This is a genomic window from Ancylobacter sp. GW821-FHT10E12 (assembly GCF_058809335.1).
Window position 1 is genome coordinate 451,129 of record NZ_JBXASN010000001.1, and the last position, 20,085, is coordinate 471,213.

The 20,085-nt window shown below is 67.9% G+C and carries 20 protein-coding genes and 1 tRNA gene; 16 read left to right on the top strand and 5 right to left on the bottom strand.

The window, feature by feature from the left end:
• Positions 1 to 183: 183 nt before the first annotated feature.
• Positions 184 to 924, top strand: coding sequence for a DUF930 domain-containing protein (locus tag AC1RU4_RS02175; RefSeq protein ID WP_492889344.1), 741 nt, complete (start codon positions 184 to 186; stop codon positions 922 to 924).
• Positions 925 to 930: 6 nt separating this feature from the next.
• Here the strand turns inward: AC1RU4_RS02175 and AC1RU4_RS02180 are convergent, their stop codons facing one another.
• The 3 genes from AC1RU4_RS02180 to pabB are packed head-to-tail and all read right to left on the bottom strand — an operon-like array spanning position 931 to position 3,745.
• Positions 931 to 1,758, bottom strand: coding sequence for an aminotransferase class IV (locus tag AC1RU4_RS02180; RefSeq protein WP_492889345.1), 828 nt, complete (start codon positions 1,756 to 1,758; stop codon positions 931 to 933).
• Complete coding sequence (locus AC1RU4_RS02185) at positions 1,755 to 2,330, bottom strand: anthranilate synthase component II (RefSeq protein ID WP_492889346.1); 576 nt, start codon at positions 2,328 to 2,330, stop codon at positions 1,755 to 1,757. The genes AC1RU4_RS02180 and AC1RU4_RS02185 overlap by 4 nt, the downstream gene beginning before the upstream one ends.
• 5 nt (positions 2,331 to 2,335) lie before the next feature.
• Complete coding sequence (gene pabB / locus AC1RU4_RS02190; protein WP_492889347.1) at positions 2,336 to 3,745, bottom strand: aminodeoxychorismate synthase component I; 1,410 nt, start codon at positions 3,743 to 3,745, stop codon at positions 2,336 to 2,338.
• A 148-nt stretch (positions 3,746 to 3,893) separates the two neighbouring features.
• Between pabB and AC1RU4_RS02195 the strand changes: the two genes are divergently transcribed.
• The 5 genes from AC1RU4_RS02195 to AC1RU4_RS02215 all read left to right on the top strand — a co-directional run bounded on the left by AC1RU4_RS02195 (position 3,894) and on the right by AC1RU4_RS02215 (position 7,712).
• The gene (locus tag AC1RU4_RS02195; protein WP_492889348.1) at positions 3,894 to 4,241 is read left to right on the top strand and encodes a hypothetical protein; all 348 of its coding nucleotides are present in this window, start codon (positions 3,894 to 3,896) and stop codon (positions 4,239 to 4,241) included.
• A 231-nt stretch (positions 4,242 to 4,472) separates the two neighbouring features.
• Entirely contained in the window at positions 4,473 to 5,459 is a 987-nt protein-coding gene (locus tag AC1RU4_RS02200; protein ID WP_492889349.1) for a tripartite tricarboxylate transporter substrate-binding protein, read from the top strand.
• 79 nt (positions 5,460 to 5,538) lie between these two features.
• The gene (locus AC1RU4_RS02205) at positions 5,539 to 6,027 is read left to right on the top strand and encodes a tripartite tricarboxylate transporter TctB family protein (protein WP_492889350.1); all 489 of its coding nucleotides are present in this window, start codon (positions 5,539 to 5,541) and stop codon (positions 6,025 to 6,027) included.
• Positions 6,028 to 6,042: 15 nt separating this feature from the next.
• Positions 6,043 to 7,542 (top strand): tripartite tricarboxylate transporter permease, encoded by a 1,500-nt coding sequence (locus tag AC1RU4_RS02210; RefSeq protein WP_492889351.1) that lies wholly within the window; start codon positions 6,043 to 6,045, stop codon positions 7,540 to 7,542.
• A gap of 94 nt (positions 7,543 to 7,636) precedes the next feature.
• Positions 7,637 to 7,712 (top strand) — tRNA-Lys (locus tag AC1RU4_RS02215).
• Positions 7,713 to 7,865: 153 nt separating this feature from the next.
• On the opposite strand, the gene AC1RU4_RS02220 is transcribed toward AC1RU4_RS02215, so the two are convergent.
• Complete coding sequence (locus AC1RU4_RS02220; protein ID WP_492889352.1) at positions 7,866 to 8,057, bottom strand: hypothetical protein; 192 nt, start codon at positions 8,055 to 8,057, stop codon at positions 7,866 to 7,868.
• 84 nt (positions 8,058 to 8,141) lie between these two features.
• Between AC1RU4_RS02220 and AC1RU4_RS02225 the strand changes: the two genes are divergently transcribed.
• Positions 8,142 to 8,441 carry a hypothetical protein gene (locus tag AC1RU4_RS02225; RefSeq protein WP_492889353.1) on the top strand — a complete coding sequence of 100 codons (300 nt, stop codon included), beginning with the start codon at positions 8,142 to 8,144 and terminating at the stop codon, positions 8,439 to 8,441.
• 30 nt (positions 8,442 to 8,471) lie between these two features.
• The gene (locus tag AC1RU4_RS02230) at positions 8,472 to 9,362 is read left to right on the top strand and encodes a transglutaminase family protein (RefSeq protein WP_492889354.1); all 891 of its coding nucleotides are present in this window, start codon (positions 8,472 to 8,474) and stop codon (positions 9,360 to 9,362) included.
• Positions 9,363 to 9,464: 102 nt separating this feature from the next.
• Here the strand turns inward: AC1RU4_RS02230 and AC1RU4_RS02235 are convergent, their stop codons facing one another.
• A complete protein-coding gene (locus AC1RU4_RS02235; RefSeq protein WP_492889355.1) occupies positions 9,465 to 10,556 on the bottom strand; it encodes an alkene reductase in 1,092 nt (363 codons plus the stop codon).
• A gap of 160 nt (positions 10,557 to 10,716) precedes the next feature.
• Here AC1RU4_RS02235 and AC1RU4_RS02240 point away from each other — a divergent pair, with 160 nt between their 5' ends.
• From AC1RU4_RS02240 to AC1RU4_RS02275, 8 genes are all read left to right on the top strand, one after another.
• Entirely contained in the window at positions 10,717 to 11,184 is a 468-nt protein-coding gene (locus AC1RU4_RS02240; RefSeq protein ID WP_492889356.1) for a MarR family winged helix-turn-helix transcriptional regulator, read from the top strand.
• Between the two features lie 9 nt (positions 11,185 to 11,193).
• Positions 11,194 to 12,336, top strand: a complete 1,143-nt coding sequence (locus AC1RU4_RS02245) for an HlyD family secretion protein (protein ID WP_492889357.1) — start codon at positions 11,194 to 11,196, stop codon at positions 12,334 to 12,336.
• Between the two features lie 128 nt (positions 12,337 to 12,464).
• Positions 12,465 to 14,024: a DHA2 family efflux MFS transporter permease subunit gene (locus tag AC1RU4_RS02250; protein WP_492889358.1), complete on the top strand. Its 1,560-nt coding sequence runs from the start codon at positions 12,465 to 12,467 to the stop codon at positions 14,022 to 14,024.
• A gap of 75 nt (positions 14,025 to 14,099) precedes the next feature.
• The gene (gene pncB, locus AC1RU4_RS02255; protein ID WP_492889359.1) at positions 14,100 to 15,392 is read left to right on the top strand and encodes a nicotinate phosphoribosyltransferase; all 1,293 of its coding nucleotides are present in this window, start codon (positions 14,100 to 14,102) and stop codon (positions 15,390 to 15,392) included.
• Between the two features lie 629 nt (positions 15,393 to 16,021).
• The gene (locus AC1RU4_RS02260) at positions 16,022 to 17,110 is read left to right on the top strand and encodes an SH3 domain-containing protein (protein WP_492889360.1); all 1,089 of its coding nucleotides are present in this window, start codon (positions 16,022 to 16,024) and stop codon (positions 17,108 to 17,110) included.
• A 134-nt stretch (positions 17,111 to 17,244) separates the two neighbouring features.
• A complete protein-coding gene (locus AC1RU4_RS02265) occupies positions 17,245 to 18,240 on the top strand; it encodes a Gfo/Idh/MocA family oxidoreductase (RefSeq protein WP_492889361.1) in 996 nt (331 codons plus the stop codon).
• Positions 18,241 to 18,253: 13 nt separating this feature from the next.
• Entirely contained in the window at positions 18,254 to 19,408 is a 1,155-nt protein-coding gene (locus tag AC1RU4_RS02270) for a DegT/DnrJ/EryC1/StrS family aminotransferase (protein WP_492889362.1), read from the top strand.
• 53 nt (positions 19,409 to 19,461) lie between these two features.
• Entirely contained in the window at positions 19,462 to 20,055 is a 594-nt protein-coding gene (locus AC1RU4_RS02275; RefSeq protein ID WP_492889363.1) for a Uma2 family endonuclease, read from the top strand.
• Positions 20,056 to 20,085 lie beyond the last annotated feature (30 nt).

Here is a 20,085-nt window from a genome sequence, read left to right on the forward strand (position 1 = left end):
GCCTACACGATGGATGGCATCTTAGTGCCGTTGCGGCAGCGTGGCGATCCGGCTCCACATATGCCCCTCTCGCGGGAATGCCGGTCGATCATGCGCCATAATGCTGCCCGTCCGGTCGGGAATGGCTGGTGCTTCCGCCGGAGACCTGCAGAAGGACGTCGCCTCCCGCATGATCGCCGCCGCATGATCGCCGCCTCCGCCCCCGGCGTCGAACTGAACGCGCTGGATGCGTGCCGCCCGCGCCGCGCGCCGTCGCGCTCCGGCGCCGGGGCGGTGCGGCTCGCCGCCTCGCTGGCGCTGCACCTGGCGGTGCTGGCGGCGGCGGCGCTCGTCGGCACCGCGCCGTTCCTCGAACCTCGCGACGCGCCGGCGATCGAGACCGAGGTGATCGACGCCCGCGAATTCGACGCCCTGCGCGGCGTGGCTCCCCGCCCTCCGGCGCCGGAACCGGCCGCCGAGGCGCTGCCGTCCGCCGCCGCTGCTGCGCCGCCTCCCGCCGCCGCCCCGCCAAAGGCCGCCGCGCGGCCGGCGCTTCCCGACATGATCCGCCCCTCGCAGATGCTCTCCGAGCGCGCGCTCGCCGATCCGCGCAGCCGTGGCATCAAGCGCGAGCTCGCCCGCCTCGCCGACGAGGAGCGCATCGCCCAGCTCTGCGATCTCGAGGCGATGGAGCAGATCCATGCCTGGCAGGCCGCCTATCAGCCCGACCGGCTGGTCGACTACGCGCTGTCCGACACGCGGATGCGCGAACGCACGCTGCTCGTCGATGGCGGCGCGTTCCGCAGCCATCTCAAATGGTACGAGGTGTCGTATTCCTGCGAGCTGGACGAGGGGATGCGCAAGGTGGTCGGCTTCGCCTTCCGTGTCGGCGAGGCGATCCCGCGCGAGGACTGGACCGCCCTCAACCTGCCGGCCATTCACTGAGCCGGCTCACGACCGGCGCGGATCGACCCCGCAATCGGCCGCGATCCGTGCGTGGAGCGCATCTTCCAGCGCCCCGAGCGGTGCCCGGCCGAGCGCGGCGCCGTCGAGGGCCGTCACCGGGCGGATGAAGCGCAGGCTGTTGGTGAGGAACACCGCCTCGGCGCCCGCCAGCTCCGCCGGCTCCAACGCCCGCTCCACCACGGGCCAGCCGATGTCCGGCGCGATCTCCATCACCAGCGCCCGCATTACTCCGGGAAGGCAGCCCTCGGTGAGGGGCGGGGTGACGAGCCTGCCATCGATGAGCGCGAACAGGTTGGCGATGGTGGTGCAGGCGACGCGTCCCCGCGTGTTCAGCAGCAGCGCGTCCTCCACGCCGGCCCGGGCCGCCTCGCGGGCCGCGAGGACATGGTCGAGATAGCCGAGCGTCTTGAGACTGGCGGTCGGCGAGAATTCATTGCGCCGTCCGCTGGCCGTCACCAGCCGCGCCGCCTGGCCGAGCAGCGCCGAGCTCCAGGGCGCCGTCGTCGCCACCACGGTCGGTTCCCCGACGCTCGCCGGCCATAGCCCCCGCGCGGCGGCCCCGCGTGTCACCGTGGTGCGAACGACCAGCGGCGCCTCCGTCATCGCGGCCTCCATCGCCGCCTCCATCGCCGCCTCGATCCGCGCGCGCTCGACCGCGATGCCGATCGCCTGCGCCGCCGCGACCAGCCGGTCGACATGCCGCGTCCGCGCCACCACCGCGCGCCCCAGCGCCAGCGCGGTATCGAACACGCCGTCGCCGAGCGTGAAGCCGCGATCCTCGACACTCACCACCTGGTCCGCGGTCCCGCTCATGCGGCGACTTTGGCCAGTGCGAGGAAATTCGCCATCAGCGCATAGCCGTGCTCGGTCAGCACCGATTCCGGGTGGAACTGCACGCCATAGGTCGGATGCTCCCGGTGGGCGAGCCCCATGATCTCGCCATCGGCGCTCCAGGCGGTGGCGAGCAGCGGCCCGGCGGGGTCGAGCTCCACCGCCAGCGAATGGTAGCGGCCCGCCATGAAAGGCGAGGGCAGGCCGGCGAATATATCGGTGCCGTGATGGCGGATCGCCGAGGGCCGGCCGTGCATGGGCTCGCGTGCGGCCACCACCCATCCGCCCAGCGCCTCGCCGATGCATTGATGGCCGAGGCAGATGCCGAGGATCGGCACCCGGCCGGAGAGCGCCCGGATCGCGTCCAGCGACACTCCCGCCTGCTTCGGGGCGCAGGGGCCGGGCGAGATCACCAGCGCCTGCGGGCGGAGCGCCTCCAGCGCGGCGACATCCACCGCGTCGTTGCGCAGCACCTCCACCTCGGCACCCAATTCGGTGAGGTAGCGGGCGACGTTGAAGGCGAAGCTGTCGTAATTGTCGATGAGGACGATCATGGCCGTCACTCCCCCGGCCGGAAGGCGCGGAAAATCCGCTCGGCCTTGGTGAGGCTTTCCTGATATTCCGCCGCCGGATCGGAGAGCAGCGTGATGCCGCCGCCGACCCCGAACGCCGCCTCGCCGTTCTCCAGCGTCACCGTGCGGATGGCGATGTTGAGGTCCATCGCCCCGTCGAAGCCGATATAGCCGATGGCGCCGCAATAAACCCCGCGCGGCCGGCCTTCCAGCGTGCGGATGATCTCCATGGCGCGGATCTTCGGCGCGCCGGTGATCGAGCCGCCGGGGAAGGCGGCGGCAAGGAGGTCCAGCCCGTCGCGACCGTCCTTCAGCGTGCCGGTCACCACCGAGACGAGGTGATGCACGTTGGCATAGGTCTCCAGCCCGCACAGACGGGGCACCTTCACCGTGCCGGGCCGGCAGACGCGCGACAGGTCGTTGCGCAACAGGTCGACGATCATCACGTTTTCGGCGCGATCCTTCTCGCTGGCGGCCAGCTCCCGCCCGCGGAAGGCGTCGAGCGACGGCTCCACCGAGCGCGGCACGGTGCCCTTGATCGGCCGGGCCTCCACCTGCAGTGCATTTTCAACCGCGCGCAGGGTGAGGAAGCGTTCCGGCGAGGAGGAGGCGACGGCGCGCCCTTCGGTCAGCATCAGCGCCGCGAAGGTGGCCGGGTTGGCCTGCCGCAGCCGCTGATACACCGCCAGGGGGTCGACCTCGCCGATGGCGGCCCGGAACTGCTGGGTGAAATTGGCCTGGAAAATATCGCCGGCGCGGATATAGGCGATCACCTTCGCCACCGCCGCCTGATAGCCGGCGGCATCGAAATTCGAGCGCCATTCGACCGGCGGCAGCGTCGTGTCGAGCGGCGGCAGCGGGGCGGCCAGCGCCGTGCTCATCTGCGCCATCCGCTCGCGGGCGCGGGCGAGGCGGGCGGCAGCATCGGCCTCCGGCCAGCCGGTGGAGATCAGATAGGCCTGGTGCGACATCACGTCGAAGGCGAGCACGACGTCGTAGAAGCCGAGGTCGATTTCCGGCCCTTCGCCCGCTTCGGGCCGCGGCGTCGGGAACCGGTCGAACAGCCGGCCGGCCTCATAGGCGAAGCAGCCCATCGCCCCGCCCTGGAAGGGGGCGCCGCAGGGCAGGGGAGGCTGGGCATGGCGGGCGAGGCGCCGGCGCAGCGCCTCCATCGGCGCGCCGTCCTCCCGTATCCCGTTCCAGCGGGCGGTGCCGCCCTCGACGCGGAAGCGGCCGAACGGGTCGGCGGCCACGAGCGACCAGCGCCCGAGCTGCGGATGCCCCATGGCGCTGTCGAGGAAGGCGAGGCCGTCGAAGGACGCGGCCAGCCGCCGGGCGGCGTGCCAGGGGTCCTGATAGTCGATCGCGACGACCAGCGGGGGTGGCTCCTGAATCATGGGCGGGACTATGGATCGAACGCGGCGCGGTTCCTAGCCGGTCGGCGCGATCCGTCGGTGGAGCGTGAATCCGGGCGCGCGCTTGCGCCGCGGCGCCACCGCCTATTATTCTACCTTAAGATGTGTCAAACACGCGAAAATTGTATCCATGCGTGCGCTCCTGTCTCGCCTGCGTCGACCTGCCTTGCCCATCGCCGGCCTGTTGGTCCTGTCCGCGGCTGTCGCGGGCTGCGACGTCCTGTCGGATCCCGTCGCCGACAGCTGTGTCCGGCAGACCGGAGCCAGCGCCTCGGCATGTTCCTGCGTCTCCTCGCGGGTGAAACAGGTGCTGAGCCCCGAGGAGTGGCAGGTCGTCGTCCTTCGTTCGAAAGGCGACAATGACGCCGCGGAAATCGCGATGGCCAAGCTGGGGACTGGCGGGCAATTCGGCTTTGTCGGCCACCTGGCGAATGCCATCGGCATTGCCGGGCGCCAGTGCAAGGTCGCCGGCCTTTAGCGGCGCTGCGCAGGGGCGGCCGACGCGGCGGCGATGGCCGGTTGGCCGAAACCTCGTGCACGCCGGCTGGCGGCACGCCCGATTTCGTCGAACGCGTTGGAAATAGCCGAAATGGCAGCTTGACGGTTGGTCAGGCGAATGCTCGCCTAGCGGCCCCAAAAAGTGGCGCCGTCGGCGAGGCGGCGCCCGAAAAAACAACCCCGCTTCGCGCGCTATTTCTGGAGGAACGCCATGATGAATTGGAAAGCCGCCGCCGCCGGTCTTGCGGCCCTCGCCCTCGGCCTGTCGCCGCTCGGCGCGGCCCAGGCCCAGGATTACCCGACCCGTGCCATCTCCATGATCGTGCCGTTCTCGGCCGGCGGCCCCACCGATACCGTGGCCCGGCTGATCGCCGAATCCATGTCCCGCTCGCTCGGCCAGCAGATCGTGGTGGAGAATGTCGGCGGCGCCGGCGGCACCCGCGGTGCCGGACAGGTCGCCAAGGCGCCACCGGACGGCTACACCGTCCTCCTGCACCATATCGGCCAGGCCACTTCCGCGACGCTCTACCGCAAGCTGCCCTACAACGTGCTGACCGATTTCGAGGAGGTCGGCCTCGTCACCGACGTGCCGATGACCATGATCGCCAAGCCGGGCCTCGAGCCGAAGGACATCACGGCGCTGGTCGCCTATGTGAAGGACAAGAAGGAAGGCGTGATCTACGGCAATGCCGGCGTCGGCTCCGCCTCGCATCTGTGCGGCATGCTGTTCATGTCGGCGCTCGGCACGCCGATGACCACCGTCCCCTATCAGGGCACCGGCCCGGCGATGAACGACCTCGTCGGCGGCCAGATCGACCTGATGTGCGACCAGACCACCAACACCACCGGCCAGATCAAGGCCGGCAAGGTGAAGGCCTATGCGGTAACCACCAAGAACCGCCTGAAGTCGCTGCCGGACGTCCCGACCATGCAGGAAGGCGGCGTGAAGGACTTCGAGATCGCGGTGTGGCACGGCATGTACGCGCCCAAGGGCACGCCGCCGGCGGTGGTCGCCAAGCTCAACGCCGCGCTGAAGGCGGCGCTGCAGGATCCGAAGGTCATCTCCCGCTTCGCCGATCTCGGCACCGAGCCGGTATCGCAGGACCGCGCCTCGCCGGAAGTCCACAAGGCCTTCCTCGCCGCCGAGGTTGCCAAGTGGAAGCCGGTCATCGAGCAGGCCGGCGTCTTCGCCGACTGATCCGGGCCTCCGTTTCCCGTCCGCCCGCCCGCGGGGAGGGCGGACGGGTGTCGGCTTGTTTCTTGCGCGGGGGTACCGAATGGATCGCTTTATCCGAAGCCCGAAGGACGTCGTCGCCGGGCTGCTGCTGATCGCGCTGGCCGCCTATTTCGCCTGGCTGGGATCGGAACTTCCGATCGGCCGGGCGATTCGGATGGGGCCGGGCTATTTCCCGCTGGTCCTGTGCGGAATTCTGGGCTTTCTCGGGCTCATCGTACTTCTCACCGGCCTCACTTTACGTGGCGATGCGGAGCCCTCCGAGCCGGATGCGCACCAGAGCCCGATACCGTGGAAAGGGATGATGCTGGTCACCGTCTCGGTGGTCGCGTTCGGTTTCACGGTGCGTCCGCTCGGCCTCGGCCCGGCGATCGGCCTCGCGGTCTTCATCTCCGCTGCGGCCAGCCGCCGGTTCACCCTCGTCAGCGGAGCCTCCATGGCGGTGGTGATGATCGTGTTTGCCTGGGCGGTGTTCGTCCATGGCCTCGGCCTGCCACTCCCCATGCTCGGCCCTTGGCTCGGCGGCTATTGATCGGAGGCTAAGCCTATGGAAATCTTCGATCATCTGGCGCTCGGCTTCTCGGTCGCCTTCACCTTCCAGAACCTGTTCTACTGTTTCCTCGGCGTGCTGCTCGGCACGCTGATCGGGGTGCTGCCGGGCCTCGGCCCGGTCCCGACCATCGCCATGCTGCTGCCGATCACCTTCGGCCTGCCGCCGGTGGCGGCGCTGATCATGCTGTCCGGCATCTATTACGGCGCGCAATATGGCGGTTCGACCACTGCCATCCTCATCAACCTGCCTGGCGAGAGCTCGTCGGTGGTCACCGCCATCGACGGCTACCAGATGGCGCGGCAGGGACGGGCGGGGGCGGCGTTGGCCACGGCGGCGCTCGGCTCGTTCTTCGCCGGCTCGGTCGCCACCTTCCTGCTCGCCGTCTTCGCCCCGCCGCTTGCCGACGTGGCGCTGAAATTCGGACCGCCGGAATATTTTTCGCTGATGGTTCTAGGACTTGTGGCCTCCGTATCCCTTGCGTCGGGGTCGGTGGTCAAGGCGCTCGCCATGGTGGTGCTGGGCATCCTGCTCGGCCTGTCGGGCCAGGACGTCTATACCGGTACGCCTCGCTTCACCTTCGACATGGTCGATCTCGCCGACGGCATCGAGTTTGTGGCGCTGGCGATGGGCCTGTTCGGCATGGTGGAGATCATCCGCAACCTCGAGGACGAGCACGGCCGCTCCGTGCTGGTGCAGAAGGTGAAGGGCCTGCTGCTGACCAAGGAGGATTTCAGGCGCATCATCGCGCCGGTGCTGCGCGGCACGGTGCTCGGCTCCTTCCTCGGCATCCTTCCGGGCGGTGGCGCCATGCTCTCCTCCTTCGCCGCCTACTCGATCGAGAAGCGGGTGTCGAAATATCCGCAGCAATTCGGCAAGGGCGCGATCGAGGGCGTCGCGGGGCCTGAAAGCGCCAACAATGCCGGCGCGCAGACCTCCTTCATCCCCATGCTGACGCTCGGCATTCCGTCGAACCCGGTCATGGCGCTGATGATCGGCGCCATGATCATCCAGGGCATCGTGCCCGGTCCCAACGTGGTGAACGAGCAGCCGAATCTGTTCTGGGGGCTGATCGCCTCCATGTGGCTCGGCAATCTGATGCTGGTGATCCTGAACCTGCCGCTGATCGGCATGTGGGTGCGGCTGCTCACCGTGCCGTACCACATCCTGTTCCCGCTGATCATCGGCTTCTGCTGCATCGGCGTCTACAGCGTGAACAACAACGTCTTCGACGTCTATGCGATGGCATTGTTCGGGGTGTTCGGGTACCTGCTCGTCAAGCTCGAATGCGAGCCGGCGCCGCTGCTGCTGGGCTTCATCATCGGCCCGATGCTGGAGGAATATCTACGCCGGGCGATGCTGATCTCGCGCGGCGATCCCACCGTCTTCGTCACCCGCCCGCTTTCGGCGGTGATGCTGGCCCTGGCGGCGCTGGCGCTGCTGGTGGTGCTGCTGCCGTCGGTGCGCAAGAAGCGTGAAGAAGCGTTCAAGGAATGAAAATAGCGTCCGGGCGGGGATGGACATGCCCGGACGCCTTTGCTACACGACCGCAACTCGCGGGGGGAAACGCCCCCAGCGACGCATCCCGGTCGGGCGCATAGCTCAGTTGGTAGAGCAGCTGACTCTTAATCAGCGGGTCCAAGGTTCGAGTCCTTGTGCGCCCACCAACCGCAAGCCCTCCACGCCGCTTCGGTTGGCCTGACCCGGAAACCCCGCCGCTCGTCGGCATTCTTGTTAAATCGTCGCCTACTTATATGGCTACCTCGTTCGCCTGGATCCTTCAGCGCGAGCGCACAGGGGACGCGGCACATCGAACCGTTTCACGACAAGAGCACCATGTGCGCCCGCTGCCTTCGCTGCGGGCGGCGATCCATCCTCGGGCGCAGCGAGCAATTGAAGGCGCTGCCCGATGCGTCCGGCACGATGCAGACCCGGCTGCGTTGCGACATGTGCGGCGGGCGGCGAATCGAGCTCTTCCATGCGCAGGGCCCGATGGAGGTCGTCACCTTCATGTCCGGCCGTTCCTGAGCCGGCACCGAACCAAAGCGCTTCTCGCGCGTTGATGAGCCAATCGGTTCACCAAAGGAGCGCGGGACATGGCCAAGCCCGACACCACGAACATCCCCGATATTCCGGCGGAGCAGGCTTCCGCCCGCCGCCGCCGGAAACCGTCCGCCATGCCTGCCCGTGCGGCTATGCCCGCCCGTGCGGCACGGATGGCCGACGATGCCCGGATCTCGACCGTGCCGGACGAGGTCGTGCCCGAGGTGCCGATTCCCGAATCGCCGGCTGGCGAACGCGCCGTCGCCGGGTGGCCGGAGCGCAAATATTCCTTCAACGCCCTGGTTGCCGTCGGCATTGCCGGCTTTCTCGTCGGTCGCCTGCTGTCACGCTGATCGCGGCCGACATCTTCAGGAAATTCCTTCATGCAAACGCTCACCGTGCGTCACGTCACGCACTACACCTATGCCAATCCCGTGGTTTTCCAGCGACATCGGCTGATGCTGCGCCCGCGCGACAGCCATGACCTGCGGTTGGTCGCCGCCGATCTCTCGATCTGGCCGCATGGCAATATGCGCTGGATGCATGACGTGTTCGGCAATTCGGTCGCCGTGGTCGACTTTCTCGAGCCGTCCAACGAATTGAGGATCGAAAGCGTGCTCACCCTCGAGCGCTATGGCATGGGCGCGCCGGTATTCGAGATCGAGGAGTCGGCGAAGACCTATCCCTTCGTCTATTCAACCGATGACCGCACCGATCTCGGCCGCATGCTCGAATGCCACTATCCCGATTCCAATGGCGAACTGGAAGCCTGGGCGAAGAGCTTCATCGCCACCCGGCCGACCGATACGATGGCGCTGCTCACCGACATGAACAACGGCATCCATACCGGCTTCGCCTATCAGGTGCGGCATGAGCAGGGCACGCAGCCGCCGCTGGAGACGCTGCGGCTCGGCTCCGGCTCGTGCCGCGATTTCGCGCTGCTGCTGATCGAGGCGGCGCGGTCGCTCGGCTTCGGCGCTCGCTTCGTCACCGGCTATCTCTATGACGCGGCGCTGGACAACGACACGCCGGCAGTGGTCGGCGCCGGGGCGACCCATGCCTGGGCGGACATCTACCTGCCGGGGGCCGGCTGGATCGAGTTCGACCCTACCAACGGGTCGATCGCCGCCGACAACCTCATCCGTGTCGCGGTCACGCGGGATCCCAGCCAGGCGGTCCCGGTTGCCGGCGGGTTTACCGGGCTTGTCGGCGACTATCTCGGCATGACGGTCGACGTGTCGGTGCGCGCGCAGCCGGAAGCGCTGGCGGCCTGACGGTCGGCAGCCCGTCATCGGGCAAAAAGAAAGGGCCGCATCGAGCGGCCCTTTCCATGTTCAGGATACCGGGTTCAGGCTTCCCGGTTCAGGCCTCCCGGTTCAGGCCTCGACGACATCGAGCGTCGGATAGTCGGTGTAGCCCTTCTCGCCGCCGCCATAGAGATGGTCGCGGTCGAGCTCGTTGAAGGGCATGTCGCGCCACAGGCGCTCGACGGCGTCGGGCGAAGAGATGAACGGCTTGCCGAAGGCGATGAGGTCGGCCTTGCCGGAGGCCACCGCCGCTTCCGCCATCGCCTTGTCGTAGCCGTTATTCACCATCCAGGTGCCGCTATAGCGCGTGTGCAGCGCATCGAAATCGAAGCCGGGCACGATGTCGCGCGGCCCGCCGGTGGCGCCTTCGATCATGTGCACATAGACCGGCGCCAGCTTTTCCAGCACATCCATGACATGGGCGAACAGCGCCGCCGGATCGCTGTCGGTGAGGCCGTTCGCCGGCGTCACCGGGGAGATGCGCACACCGGTACGGGCAGCGCCGATCTCGCCGATGACGGCCTCCATGACTTCCTTCAGGAAGCGCACGCGGTTCTCGATCGAGCCGCCATAGGCGTCCGTGCGCTGGTTGGCGCCGTCGCGCAGGAACTGGTCGATGAGATAGCCATTCGCCGCGTGAATCTCCACGCCGTCGAAGCCGGCGCGGATGGCGTTGGCCGCCGCCTTGCGGAAATCGTCGACGATGCCGGCGATCTCATCGGTTTCGAGCGCCCGCGGCTCGTCGACCGGCAGGAACTGGTTGTTCACATAGGTCTTCGTCTCGGCGCGGATCGCCGACGGCGCCAGCGGCGCTGCGCCGCCGGGCTGCAGCGAGCGATGCGAGACGCGTCCGACGTGCCAGAGCTGGACGAAGATGCGGCCGCCCTTGGCGTGCACGGCTTCGGTGATCGGCTTCCAGCCTTCGACCTGCGCGTCGGTGTAGACGCCGGGCGTGTCCTGGTAGCCCTGGGCGGTGTCGGAAACCTGCGTCGCCTCGGTGACGATCAGGCCGGCAGTAGCGCGTTGGCCGTAATATCGAATTGCGAGCGGGGAGGGTACGAGACCGGCGCCGGCCCGGTTGCGGGTTAGCGGCGCCATGACAATGCGGTTGGCAAGGGTAATGTCGCCAAGGCGATAGGGCTCGAAAAGCGAGGCTGTCATACGGGAGGTCCTCAAGAGGGGAACATTCCCATTTCAGATAGATACCGATCCCGACCGCACCAGACGTCCGAACGTATGGAGAAATCCTGCTTTAGTAGCATAGGGCAGAATATTGCGCGTTATAATAACGCACGTTATGTTATGCTGTGTAAGGTGAATGATGGCCGCGCAACCTGCCAATGATTTCCTGTCGCTGCTGCACGAGGTGGCGCATCTGCTGCGGACGCGCTTCGATCAGCGGGCGCGGGCGCATGACATGACGCGGGCGCAGTGGGTCATCCTGCTGCGGCTCGAGCGCTTGCCCGGCATGACGCAGAATGAACTCGCCCAGCTCGTCGAGGTCGAACCGATCACCGTCGCGCGGCTGGTGGATCGCCTGCAGGCGCGCGGCTTCGTCGAGCGGCGCCACGACCCGAGCGATCGCCGGGTATGGCGCCTGCACCTGCTTCCGGCCGCCGAGCCGATCCTCGAGGAGATCGCCCAGGTGCGGGGGGAGATGATCACCCAGCTGCTCGGATCGAATGTGACGCCGGAGGCGCTGGCCTGCACCGAGGCGACGCTCTGCCTGATGAAATCGAACCTGACCTGCGAAGGCCGGGCGGCCAGCCCGCTCGCGGACGCCTCGTGAGTATATCCCATGCTTGACCGCACCAAGACCGTTCCTGCCGATCCCGCGATCGGGCCGGCTGCACCCGGCGACATCCCGGCGCCTGCCGCCCTCCCGGCGCCGAAGCGGCGTGGCCGGCTGCGGGCGTTCCTCATGCTCGGCGGCATCGCCGTCGTCGCCCTCGGCGCCGGTTATGCCTGGCTCACCGGCGGGCGCTACGTCTCGACCGACGATGCCTATGTCCGCGCCGCCAAGCTGATGGTGTCGACGGACGTGTCGGGCATCGTCACCGATGTCGATGTGAAGGAAGGCCAGCAGGTCGCCGCCGGAGACGTGCTGTTCCGCGTCGATCCGCGCGAATACGAGATCGCCATGCACAATGCGCAGGCCAATCTCGATCAGACCCGTCTGACCCTCGAATCGATGAAGGTCGACTATCAGCGGATGGCGAGCGACATCGCCGCCGCTGCCGCGACCGTGCGGAACGACCAGGCGACCTTCGATCGCTACGAGATCCTGATCAAGGATACCGCCGCCCTGTCGCGCGCTACCTATGACCAGGCGCGCTTCACCCTCGATGCCGACAGCGCCAAGCTCGATTCGATCAAGCAGCAGGCCGCCGTCCTCCTCGCCAAGCTCGGCGGCAATCCCGATTTCGTGGTCGAGCAGCACCCGCTCTACCTGCAGACGCAGGCAGCGTTCGACGAGGCCAAGCGGCAGCTGGACCATGCGACGGTCCGCGCGCCGTTCTCCGGCACGGTGACGGCGGTCGACAGCCTCCAGCCCGGCCTCTATCTCGTCGCGGCCACGGCGGCGCTGACCAATCGCGGCGCCATCGGCCTGATCTCGGACGAGGACATGTGGGTCGAGGCCAATATCAAGGAAACCGACCTTACCCACCTGAAGCCCGGCGACACGGTCGACGTCACCGTCGACGCCTATCCCGATGTCCACTGGAGCGGCGCCGTCGGCAGCATCGCGCCGGCGAGCGGCGCCGAGTTCTCGATCCTGCCGGCGCAGAACGCCAGCGGCAATTGGGTGAAGGTGGTGCAGCGCGTGCCGGTGCGCATCCTGGTGAAGCACCAGAAGGACGATCCGGTGCTGCGCGCCGGGATGAGCGCCTATGTCGCCATCGATACGGGACACGCGCGCAGCCTGCGCGACATTCTCTAGATCTCCCATCGGCTGCTTCCGCCCCCGAGGCAGCCGGTCGACGGGTGGAGCCCGGCCGCAGGCCTGCGGCTCCACCTGTCTCTATCCTTTCGCCGGCCGTATAGCGCCGGACCAGAAGGCCATGTGCCATGTCGACCGCTCAAGCCGTTGCCTCCGACCCCGCGCGCCCCGTCGGGGCCACCCGCGCGATCATTACCGTCTGTGCGATGATGGCGACGCTGATGCAGGCGCTCGACGCCACCATCGCCAATGTGGCGCTGCCCTACATGCAGGGGTCGCTCTCGGCCACTGCCGACCAGATCACTTGGGTGCTGACCTCCTATATCGTCGCCGCGGCGATCATGACGGCGCCGGTCGGCTGGCTGTCGGCGCGCTTCGGGCGCAAGGCGGTGTTCCTCGCCAGCCTGATCGGCTTCACCGTCGCCTCCATGTTGTGCGGCGTCGCCCAGTCCCTCACCCAGATGGTGGTCTTCCGCCTGGCGCAGGGCGTGTTCGGCGCGGCGCTGGTGCCGCTGTCGCAGGCGACGATGATGGATATCTATCCGGTCGCCCAGCGGGGGCAGGCGATGGCGGTGTGGGGGATGGGCGTCATGCTCGGCCCGATCCTCGGCCCGACGCTCGGCGGCTGGCTGACCGACGCCTATAATTGGCGCTGGGTGTTCTACGTGAACCTGCCCTTCGGCATCGTCGCCACCGCCGGCCTCGTCGTCTTCCTCAAGGACGAGGGGCGCAACGACACGCTGCGCTTCGACTGGACCGGTTTCGGCGTGCTGGCGCTCGGTATCGGCGCCTTGCAGATGATGCTCGACCGCGGCGAGCAGCTCGATTGGTTCGGCTCGACGGAAGTGGCGGTCGAGGCGGTGCTGGCCGGTCTCGGGCTCTACCTGTTCGCCGTGCATGTGGCGACGGCCGAAAAGCCCTTTCTCAGCCCCCGCCTGTTCCGCGACCGCAATTTCGCGGCCGGCCTCGTCATCATGTTCGCCATCGGCATGGTGCTGCTGGCGACCTCGGCGCTGCTTGCGCCTTATCTCCAGCGGCTCGGCGGCTATCCGGTGCAGACCGCCGGGCTGCTGATGGCGCCGCGCGGCTTCGGTACCATGACGGCGATGATGATCGCCGGCCGGCTGGTCTCGCGCGTCGATCCCCGCCTGGTGATGTTCGGCGGGCTGGGGCTGATCGCGTGGAGCCTGTGGGACATGACCGCCTGGACGCCGGACATCGATTCGACCGCGATGATCGTCAACAGCGTGACGCAGGGGGCGGGACTCGGCTTCGTGTTCACGCCGCTCACCGTCGTCGCTTTCGCCACGCTGGCGCCGGAGCTGCGCACCGACGGCACGGCGCTGTTCAGCCTGGTGCGCAATGTCGGCAGCGCCATCGGCGTGTCGGTGACCTCGTTCCTGCTGGCGCAGAACACCCAGATCATGCACGCGCAGATCGCCGAGCATGTCACCCCGTTCAACTCGGTCCTGCAATCGGGCGGCGCCTACCAGTTCTGGAACATCGCCAACCCGGCGACGCTGGCCACCCTGAACGCCGAGATCACCAGGCAGGCCACCGCCATCGCCTATGTCGACGATTTCAAGTTCATGATGCTGGTGACGTTGCCGACCGCGCTGCTCCTGCTGCTGATGAAGGCGCCCCGGCGCGCGCCTTCGGGCGGCGACCATGTCGAGGTGCTCGACTGAGCGGACGACCCTGCCCTGAGGACAATCGGCGGCCCTTCGGCTAGAAGAGGACCCGCCGGAATCGGGCGGGGATCCATGATCGACATCGCATCGCGCGTCTACAACCATACCTGGAAGATCGACCCGATCATACGGTCCGTGCTCGACACGGATTTCTACAAGTTGCTGATGGCGCAGACGATCTATCGGCGCCATTTCCACACGCGCGTCAGCTTCGGCATCATCAACCGCACCCATCGCGTGCGTCTCGCCGACTTCATCGACGAGGGCGAACTGCGCGAACAGCTCGACCATGTGCGGACCCTGCAGTTGACGCGCGGCGAATCCACCTGGCTGCGCGGCAACATGTTCTACGGCAAGCGGCAGATGTTCTCGCCGGACTTCGTCGCCTGGCTCGAGAGCTTCCGATTCCCGGCCTATCATCTCGAAAAGCGCGACGGGCAGTTCGAGCTGACCTTCGAGGGGCCGTGGATCGAGACGACGATGTGGGAGGTGCCCGCGCTCGCCATCGTCAACGAGCTGCGCTCGCGCGCCGTGCTGCGCGGCATGGGGCGATTCGAGCTGCAGATCCTCTATGCGCGCGCCATGGCCCGCGTCTGGGCCAAGGTGGAGCGGCTGCGCGGCCTCGACGGCGTCAACGTCGCCGATTTCGGTACCCGTCGCCGGCACGGCTTCCTGTGGCAGGACTGGTGCGTGCAGGCGATGATCGAGGGGCTCGGGGACAGCTTCCTCGGCACCTCGAACTGCCTGATCGCGCTGCGCCGCGAGGTGGAGGCCACCGGCACCAATGCCCATGAACTGCCTATGGTTTATGCAGCGCTTGCCGATACCGATGAGCAACTCGCGCAGGCGCCCTACCGTGTGCTGCTCGACTGGCAGCAGGATTACGAAGGAAACCTCCGCGTCATTTTGCCCGACACGTTCGGCACGACCGGCTTTCTCGCCGACGCGCCGGAATGGGTGGCCCGCTGGACCGGCATCCGCATCGACAGCAAGGATCCGATCGAGGGCGGGGAGGAGGCGATCGCCTGGTGGCGGGCTCGCGGGCAGGATCCGGCCGACAAACTGGCGATCTTTTCGGACGGTCTGGATGTCGACGATATCGAACGAATTCATCGGCATTTCTACGGGAAAATGAAACTGGGTTTCGGCTGGGGAACCTTGCTCACCAACGATTTCCGCGGTTTCGTACCCGACGGCGCGCTCGATCCGATCTCCATCGTCTGCAAGGTGATTTCGGCCGACGGACGCCCGACCGTGAAGCTCTCCGACAATCCGACCAAGGCCATGGGACCGGCCGCCGAGGTCGCTCGCTACAAGCGGGTTTTCCACGTTGCCGAGCAGGCGGAGAGGGCGGTTCTGGTGTGAGAAACAGCGGAGGATAACTCGGCTGTGGAGGTATTGAGGTAGGTGTGATTGCGGGATGCATAGAGTGCTTGGCCAAGAGTTGCCGCAATCCGTTGCCATGGTGAAAATTCAGGCCTGTGTCTTTCTTGCATCAAGACCATGTGTGCCGGTACTGTGCCGCCGGCCGGAGAACAGACGCAGGGTGACGAATCAGTGTGGATCGCATGCGATCCGCGGCAACGAGTTGGGCGTAACGCATGATGAATGGTTTTCACCGGAGGTTCGGGCAGATGAGCGCAAAGGCCGCGAATGGCTGCAGGCGAGACAATCTTTCCGTTTCCTCCCCGTGGAGCTCGCATTCCGCGTCCCGCCTTCGCGTCCTTCGTCGTTTGAAAGGCTGAGACGCCGCCATGACGACCAATCCCCAGGGACGTGCCGCCTCGGAGCTTTCCGCTTCGCTGGTACGTGATTATCGCGCCATCATCAGTTCGCTGGAGCAGACCCGCGCCGAAGGTTCGCCTCCGCCCGCCGCTCCGGTGCCATCCACCGAATCACTGCCGTCGCCGGTCGAGGGCACGATGGCCGAGCCGGTCATCCGCTCGACCCGCTCCGCCGCGTCGCGGCCGGCTTCCGATACCCGCGCCGTGCCGATGGGCTTTGCCGAGTTGCGCAGCAAGCTCGCGGCGCTGAGCGATGCGCGCGACATCATTCCTTCCCGTCGGCCCACCGATTCGACGTCGGGCGAATCGAAACCCGCCGAGCCGGCGGCTGCTTTCAACGCTGCGGCGCCATCCGAATCGCCGGCGGCCCGCAAGCGGGTGTTCGGCGTAGCCGGGCGTTGTGACGCCGAGGCCGTGGTCCGACGTCGCCGCTCGACCTCCAAGGATGCGTTCACCTGGCAGCGGCTGGGCATGCTGGCAATCTGCATCGCGGCGGCCGGTGGGGCCGCCGTCGCGCTCCAGTCGGTGGTCGGCCGCGATGAGGCGCGGGTCGCGCCGGAAGTCATCGGAAATGCCGCCATCGCCTCGGTCGCGCCTTCCGCGCCGGCTTCGGTGACGGCCGCCCCGGTTTCGGCGCCGACCCAGGTCGCCTCGCTCGCCGCCCCCGACATGCCGCCGGCCCCGCTGGCTCTGCGGGCGTCTCAGCCGGCCGAGGTGACGCTGCCGGGAGCTTCGCAGCCCATCATGCCGCTGATTTCCGCCCGCAACCTGCTGGCGCCGGAACTGGCCGAACCTGGACCGGCCGTGCCGGGACTGACCGCCTTTGCGGCTTCGGAACCCTCGTCGCTGGCTGCCGGGGTGCTTGCCGCTCCCGCCGCTCCGCTCGCCGCGGCCGTACCTCCGGAATCGAAGCTGCCCCGCCAGGCGCCGCTGCCGCCGCCGGCCCCCGTCCGCCACGCCGCCGCCACCCCGGCCTCGGCCCCAGCGCCGACCGCGTCCGATCAGGCCGGTGAGGTGACCAGTGAGGCCGATCAGCCCGATGATGCCGGCAGCTCGAAGTTCGGCGGCGATCCGGTCGGTGGCGCGACGATCCGCACCGCGGTGACCCTGCGCGCCAGCCCGAACAATGGATCGGCGGCCATGGTCACCCTCAAGAGCGGCCAGCATGTCGAATTGGTCGCCTGCGATCGCTGGTGCGAGATCATCGCCGAGGGAAAGCGCGGCTTCGTCTACAAGCGCTTCGTCGAAGCCGGCGCGCCCAAGGAAGCCGATGCGACACCTGCCGCCGCGGCCCAATAAACCGGCGCGCACGCCGTAATATGTTGAAGCAATTATTGAAGCGCCACCAGCGGCTTCAGGCCGGCCGCCGCCTCGCCAGTCCGGCGGTCGCATGTTAGACGGCGCTTGTTAGCTGGTATTCGAGGACACGCCGCATGTCGAACAGCCTGAAGGAGACGCCCCGCCCGGTCCGCATCGGCGTGGTGGGCGTCGGGGTCATGGGCGCGAACCATGCCCGCGTGCTGGCCGACCTGCCCGGCGCCGAACTCGTCGGCATCGCCGATCCCGATGCCGTCCAGGCCGGCAAGGTCGCCGCCGCTCTCGGCTGTGCCGCCGTCGCGGATGTCGAGGCGCTGACCGCGCTCGGCGTCGATGCGGTGGTGGTCGCCGCGCCGACCCACCTCCATCACGACGTGGCGCTCTCCGCCATCGGCGCCGGCGCGCATGTGCTGGTCGAGAAGCCCATCGCCCCGAGCGTCGCCGAGGGCGAGGCGATCGTCGCCGCCGCCCGCGCCCGTGGCGTGGTGCTGATGGTCGGCCATGTCGAGCGCTTCAACCCGGCCGTCGAGGCGGTGAAGAGGGCGATCGACGGCGAGGACATCCTGTCCATCGGCATCACCCGCGTCGGGCCGTTTCCGCCGCGCATGACCAATGTCGGCGTGGTGATCGATCTCGCGGTGCACGATATCGACCTGATCTGCCACTTCACCGGCTCGGAGATCGCCGAGATCCAGCCGCAGGTGAAAGCGGCGGTGGCCGAGCGCGAGGATATCGCGCTGCTGCAGTTCCGCACCGCCAACGGCGTGCTGGCGCACATCAACACCAATTGGCTGACGCCGTTCAAGGCGCGCACGGTGCATGTCGCCACCCGCAAGAAATACGTCATCGGCGACCTGCTCACCCGGCAGGTGACCGAGTGCTTCGACTACCGGCCGGACGGCAGCTATTCCATGCGCCATCTGCCGGTCGCCTATGCCGAGCCGCTGCGCGTCGAGCTGAGCCGTTTCCTTGCCGCGGTGCGCGGCGAGGCGGCCCCGCCGGTGACCGGCGAGGATGGCGTCGCCTCCATCGCCACCGCCATTCGTTGCCTGGAAGGCCCCGAGGCCGTCCGGCCGTCGGTCCAGCCCGCGCGCATGCGCGCCGCCGGCTAGTTCGAGGAAGAACATGAACACCCACGTGAAGACCGACAGCGCGCCGCTTCCCTTCATCGACGTCGCCGCCCAGCGCGCCCGGCTCGGCACCCGTGTCGACGAGGCGGTGACCCGCGTCCTCAACCATTGCCGCTTCGTCAACGGCCCGGAAGTCACCGAGCTGGAAACCAGGCTCGCCGCCTTTGCCGGCGCGCGCCACGCCATTGCCTGCTCCAGCGGCACCGATGCGCTGGCCATGATCCTGATGGCCTGGGGCGTGGGGCCCGGCGATGCGGTGTTCTGCCCTTCCTTCACCTTCTGCGCCACCGCCGAGGTGGTGCCGTGGGTCGGCGCGACGCCGGTCTTCGTCGACGTGCTGCCCGACACGTTCAACATGGATCCCGCCAGCCTGGAGGCCGCCATCGCGGTCGCCGAGCGGCAGGGGCTGACGCCCCGCGTCGTCATTCCGGTCGACCTGTTCGGCCAGCCGGCCGATCTCGACGCCATCGGCTCCATCGCCAAGGCGCGCAATCTCAAGGTGCTGTGCGACACCGCGCAGGGCTTCGGAGCGACCTGGAAGGGCCGGCGCACCGGCTCCTTCGGCGACGCCTCCGCCACCAGTTTCTTTCCGGCCAAGCCGCTCGGCTGCTTCGGCGATGGCGGGGCGGTGTTCACCGATGACGACGATCTCGTCCCGGTGCTGAAGAGCGTGCGCGAGCATGGGCAGGGCGTCGACAAATATGAGAACGTCCGCATCGGCATGACCGGGCGGCTCGACACCATCCAGGCGGCTGTCCTTCTGGAAAAGCTGGCGATCTTCGAAGAGGAGATCGCCGCGCGTGACGTGGCCGCCAGGCGCTACAACGAGGCGCTGGCCGATGTCTGCATCGTGCCGGTCGTCGACGCGCGAGCGACCTCGGTATGGGCGCAGTACACCATCCGCCTGCCGGAAGGCGTGCGCGACGGTCTGGCCGCGGCGTTGCTCAGGGAGGGCGTGCCGACGGCGGTGTATTACCGCATCCCGATGCACCGGCAGCCGGCCTATGCGCAGTATCCCGCCGCCGGCAACGGCCTGCCGGTGAGCGAGAAGCTCTCCGGCGAGGTGATCAGCCTGCCGATCCACGCCTATCTCGACGAGGCGTCGCAGGATCGGGTGATCGCCGCGGTCCGGCGGGCACTGGGGAAATAGCCAGACCCTGCGCTTTTTCGTAGGATGATCCGGTTCTGGGAAGGAGCCGGTTCATGGCACAGCCTGCCTTGCGGCGCATGACGCCGGAAGAGTTCTATCGCTGGCCCGGCGAGGAGGGCGTGCGCTACGAGCTGGTGGACGGCATCCCGGTCAGGGCGATGACCGGCGCGAGCCGTCGCCATGATCAAGTGGTCGTCAACGCTCTTGTCAGCTTGGGCGGCAAACTGCGTGGTTCGCCCTGCCGGCCGTCAACCGACGACATCGCGATCGCTTCGATGAACGGCAATGTCCGTCGTCCCGATGTGTCGGTCGATTGCGGCGATCTCCCTGACACCGCCTATGAGGCGACGTCGCCCCGCCTCGTGGTCGAGGTGCTCTCGCCCTCGACCCGCCAGACCGACCTCGTGCGCAAGCTGGAGGAATACAAGGCGCTGCCGTCGCTCGCCTATATCCTGCTGGTCGAGCCGGACCTGCCGCGCGCGCTGCTGTGGTGGCGGGCGCCGGGCAGCCCGTGGGAGCTGGCGCAGTTCGACGGGCTGGAGGGGATCATCGACCTCGGCGCCATCGGCACCGAGCTCGCCATGGCCGAGCTCTACGAAGGCGTGACGTTCCCCGATCCGCTGGCGGGCGAGGGCGGGCTCCGTTAGGTTCCGGCGACGCTCAACGACGCCGGACAT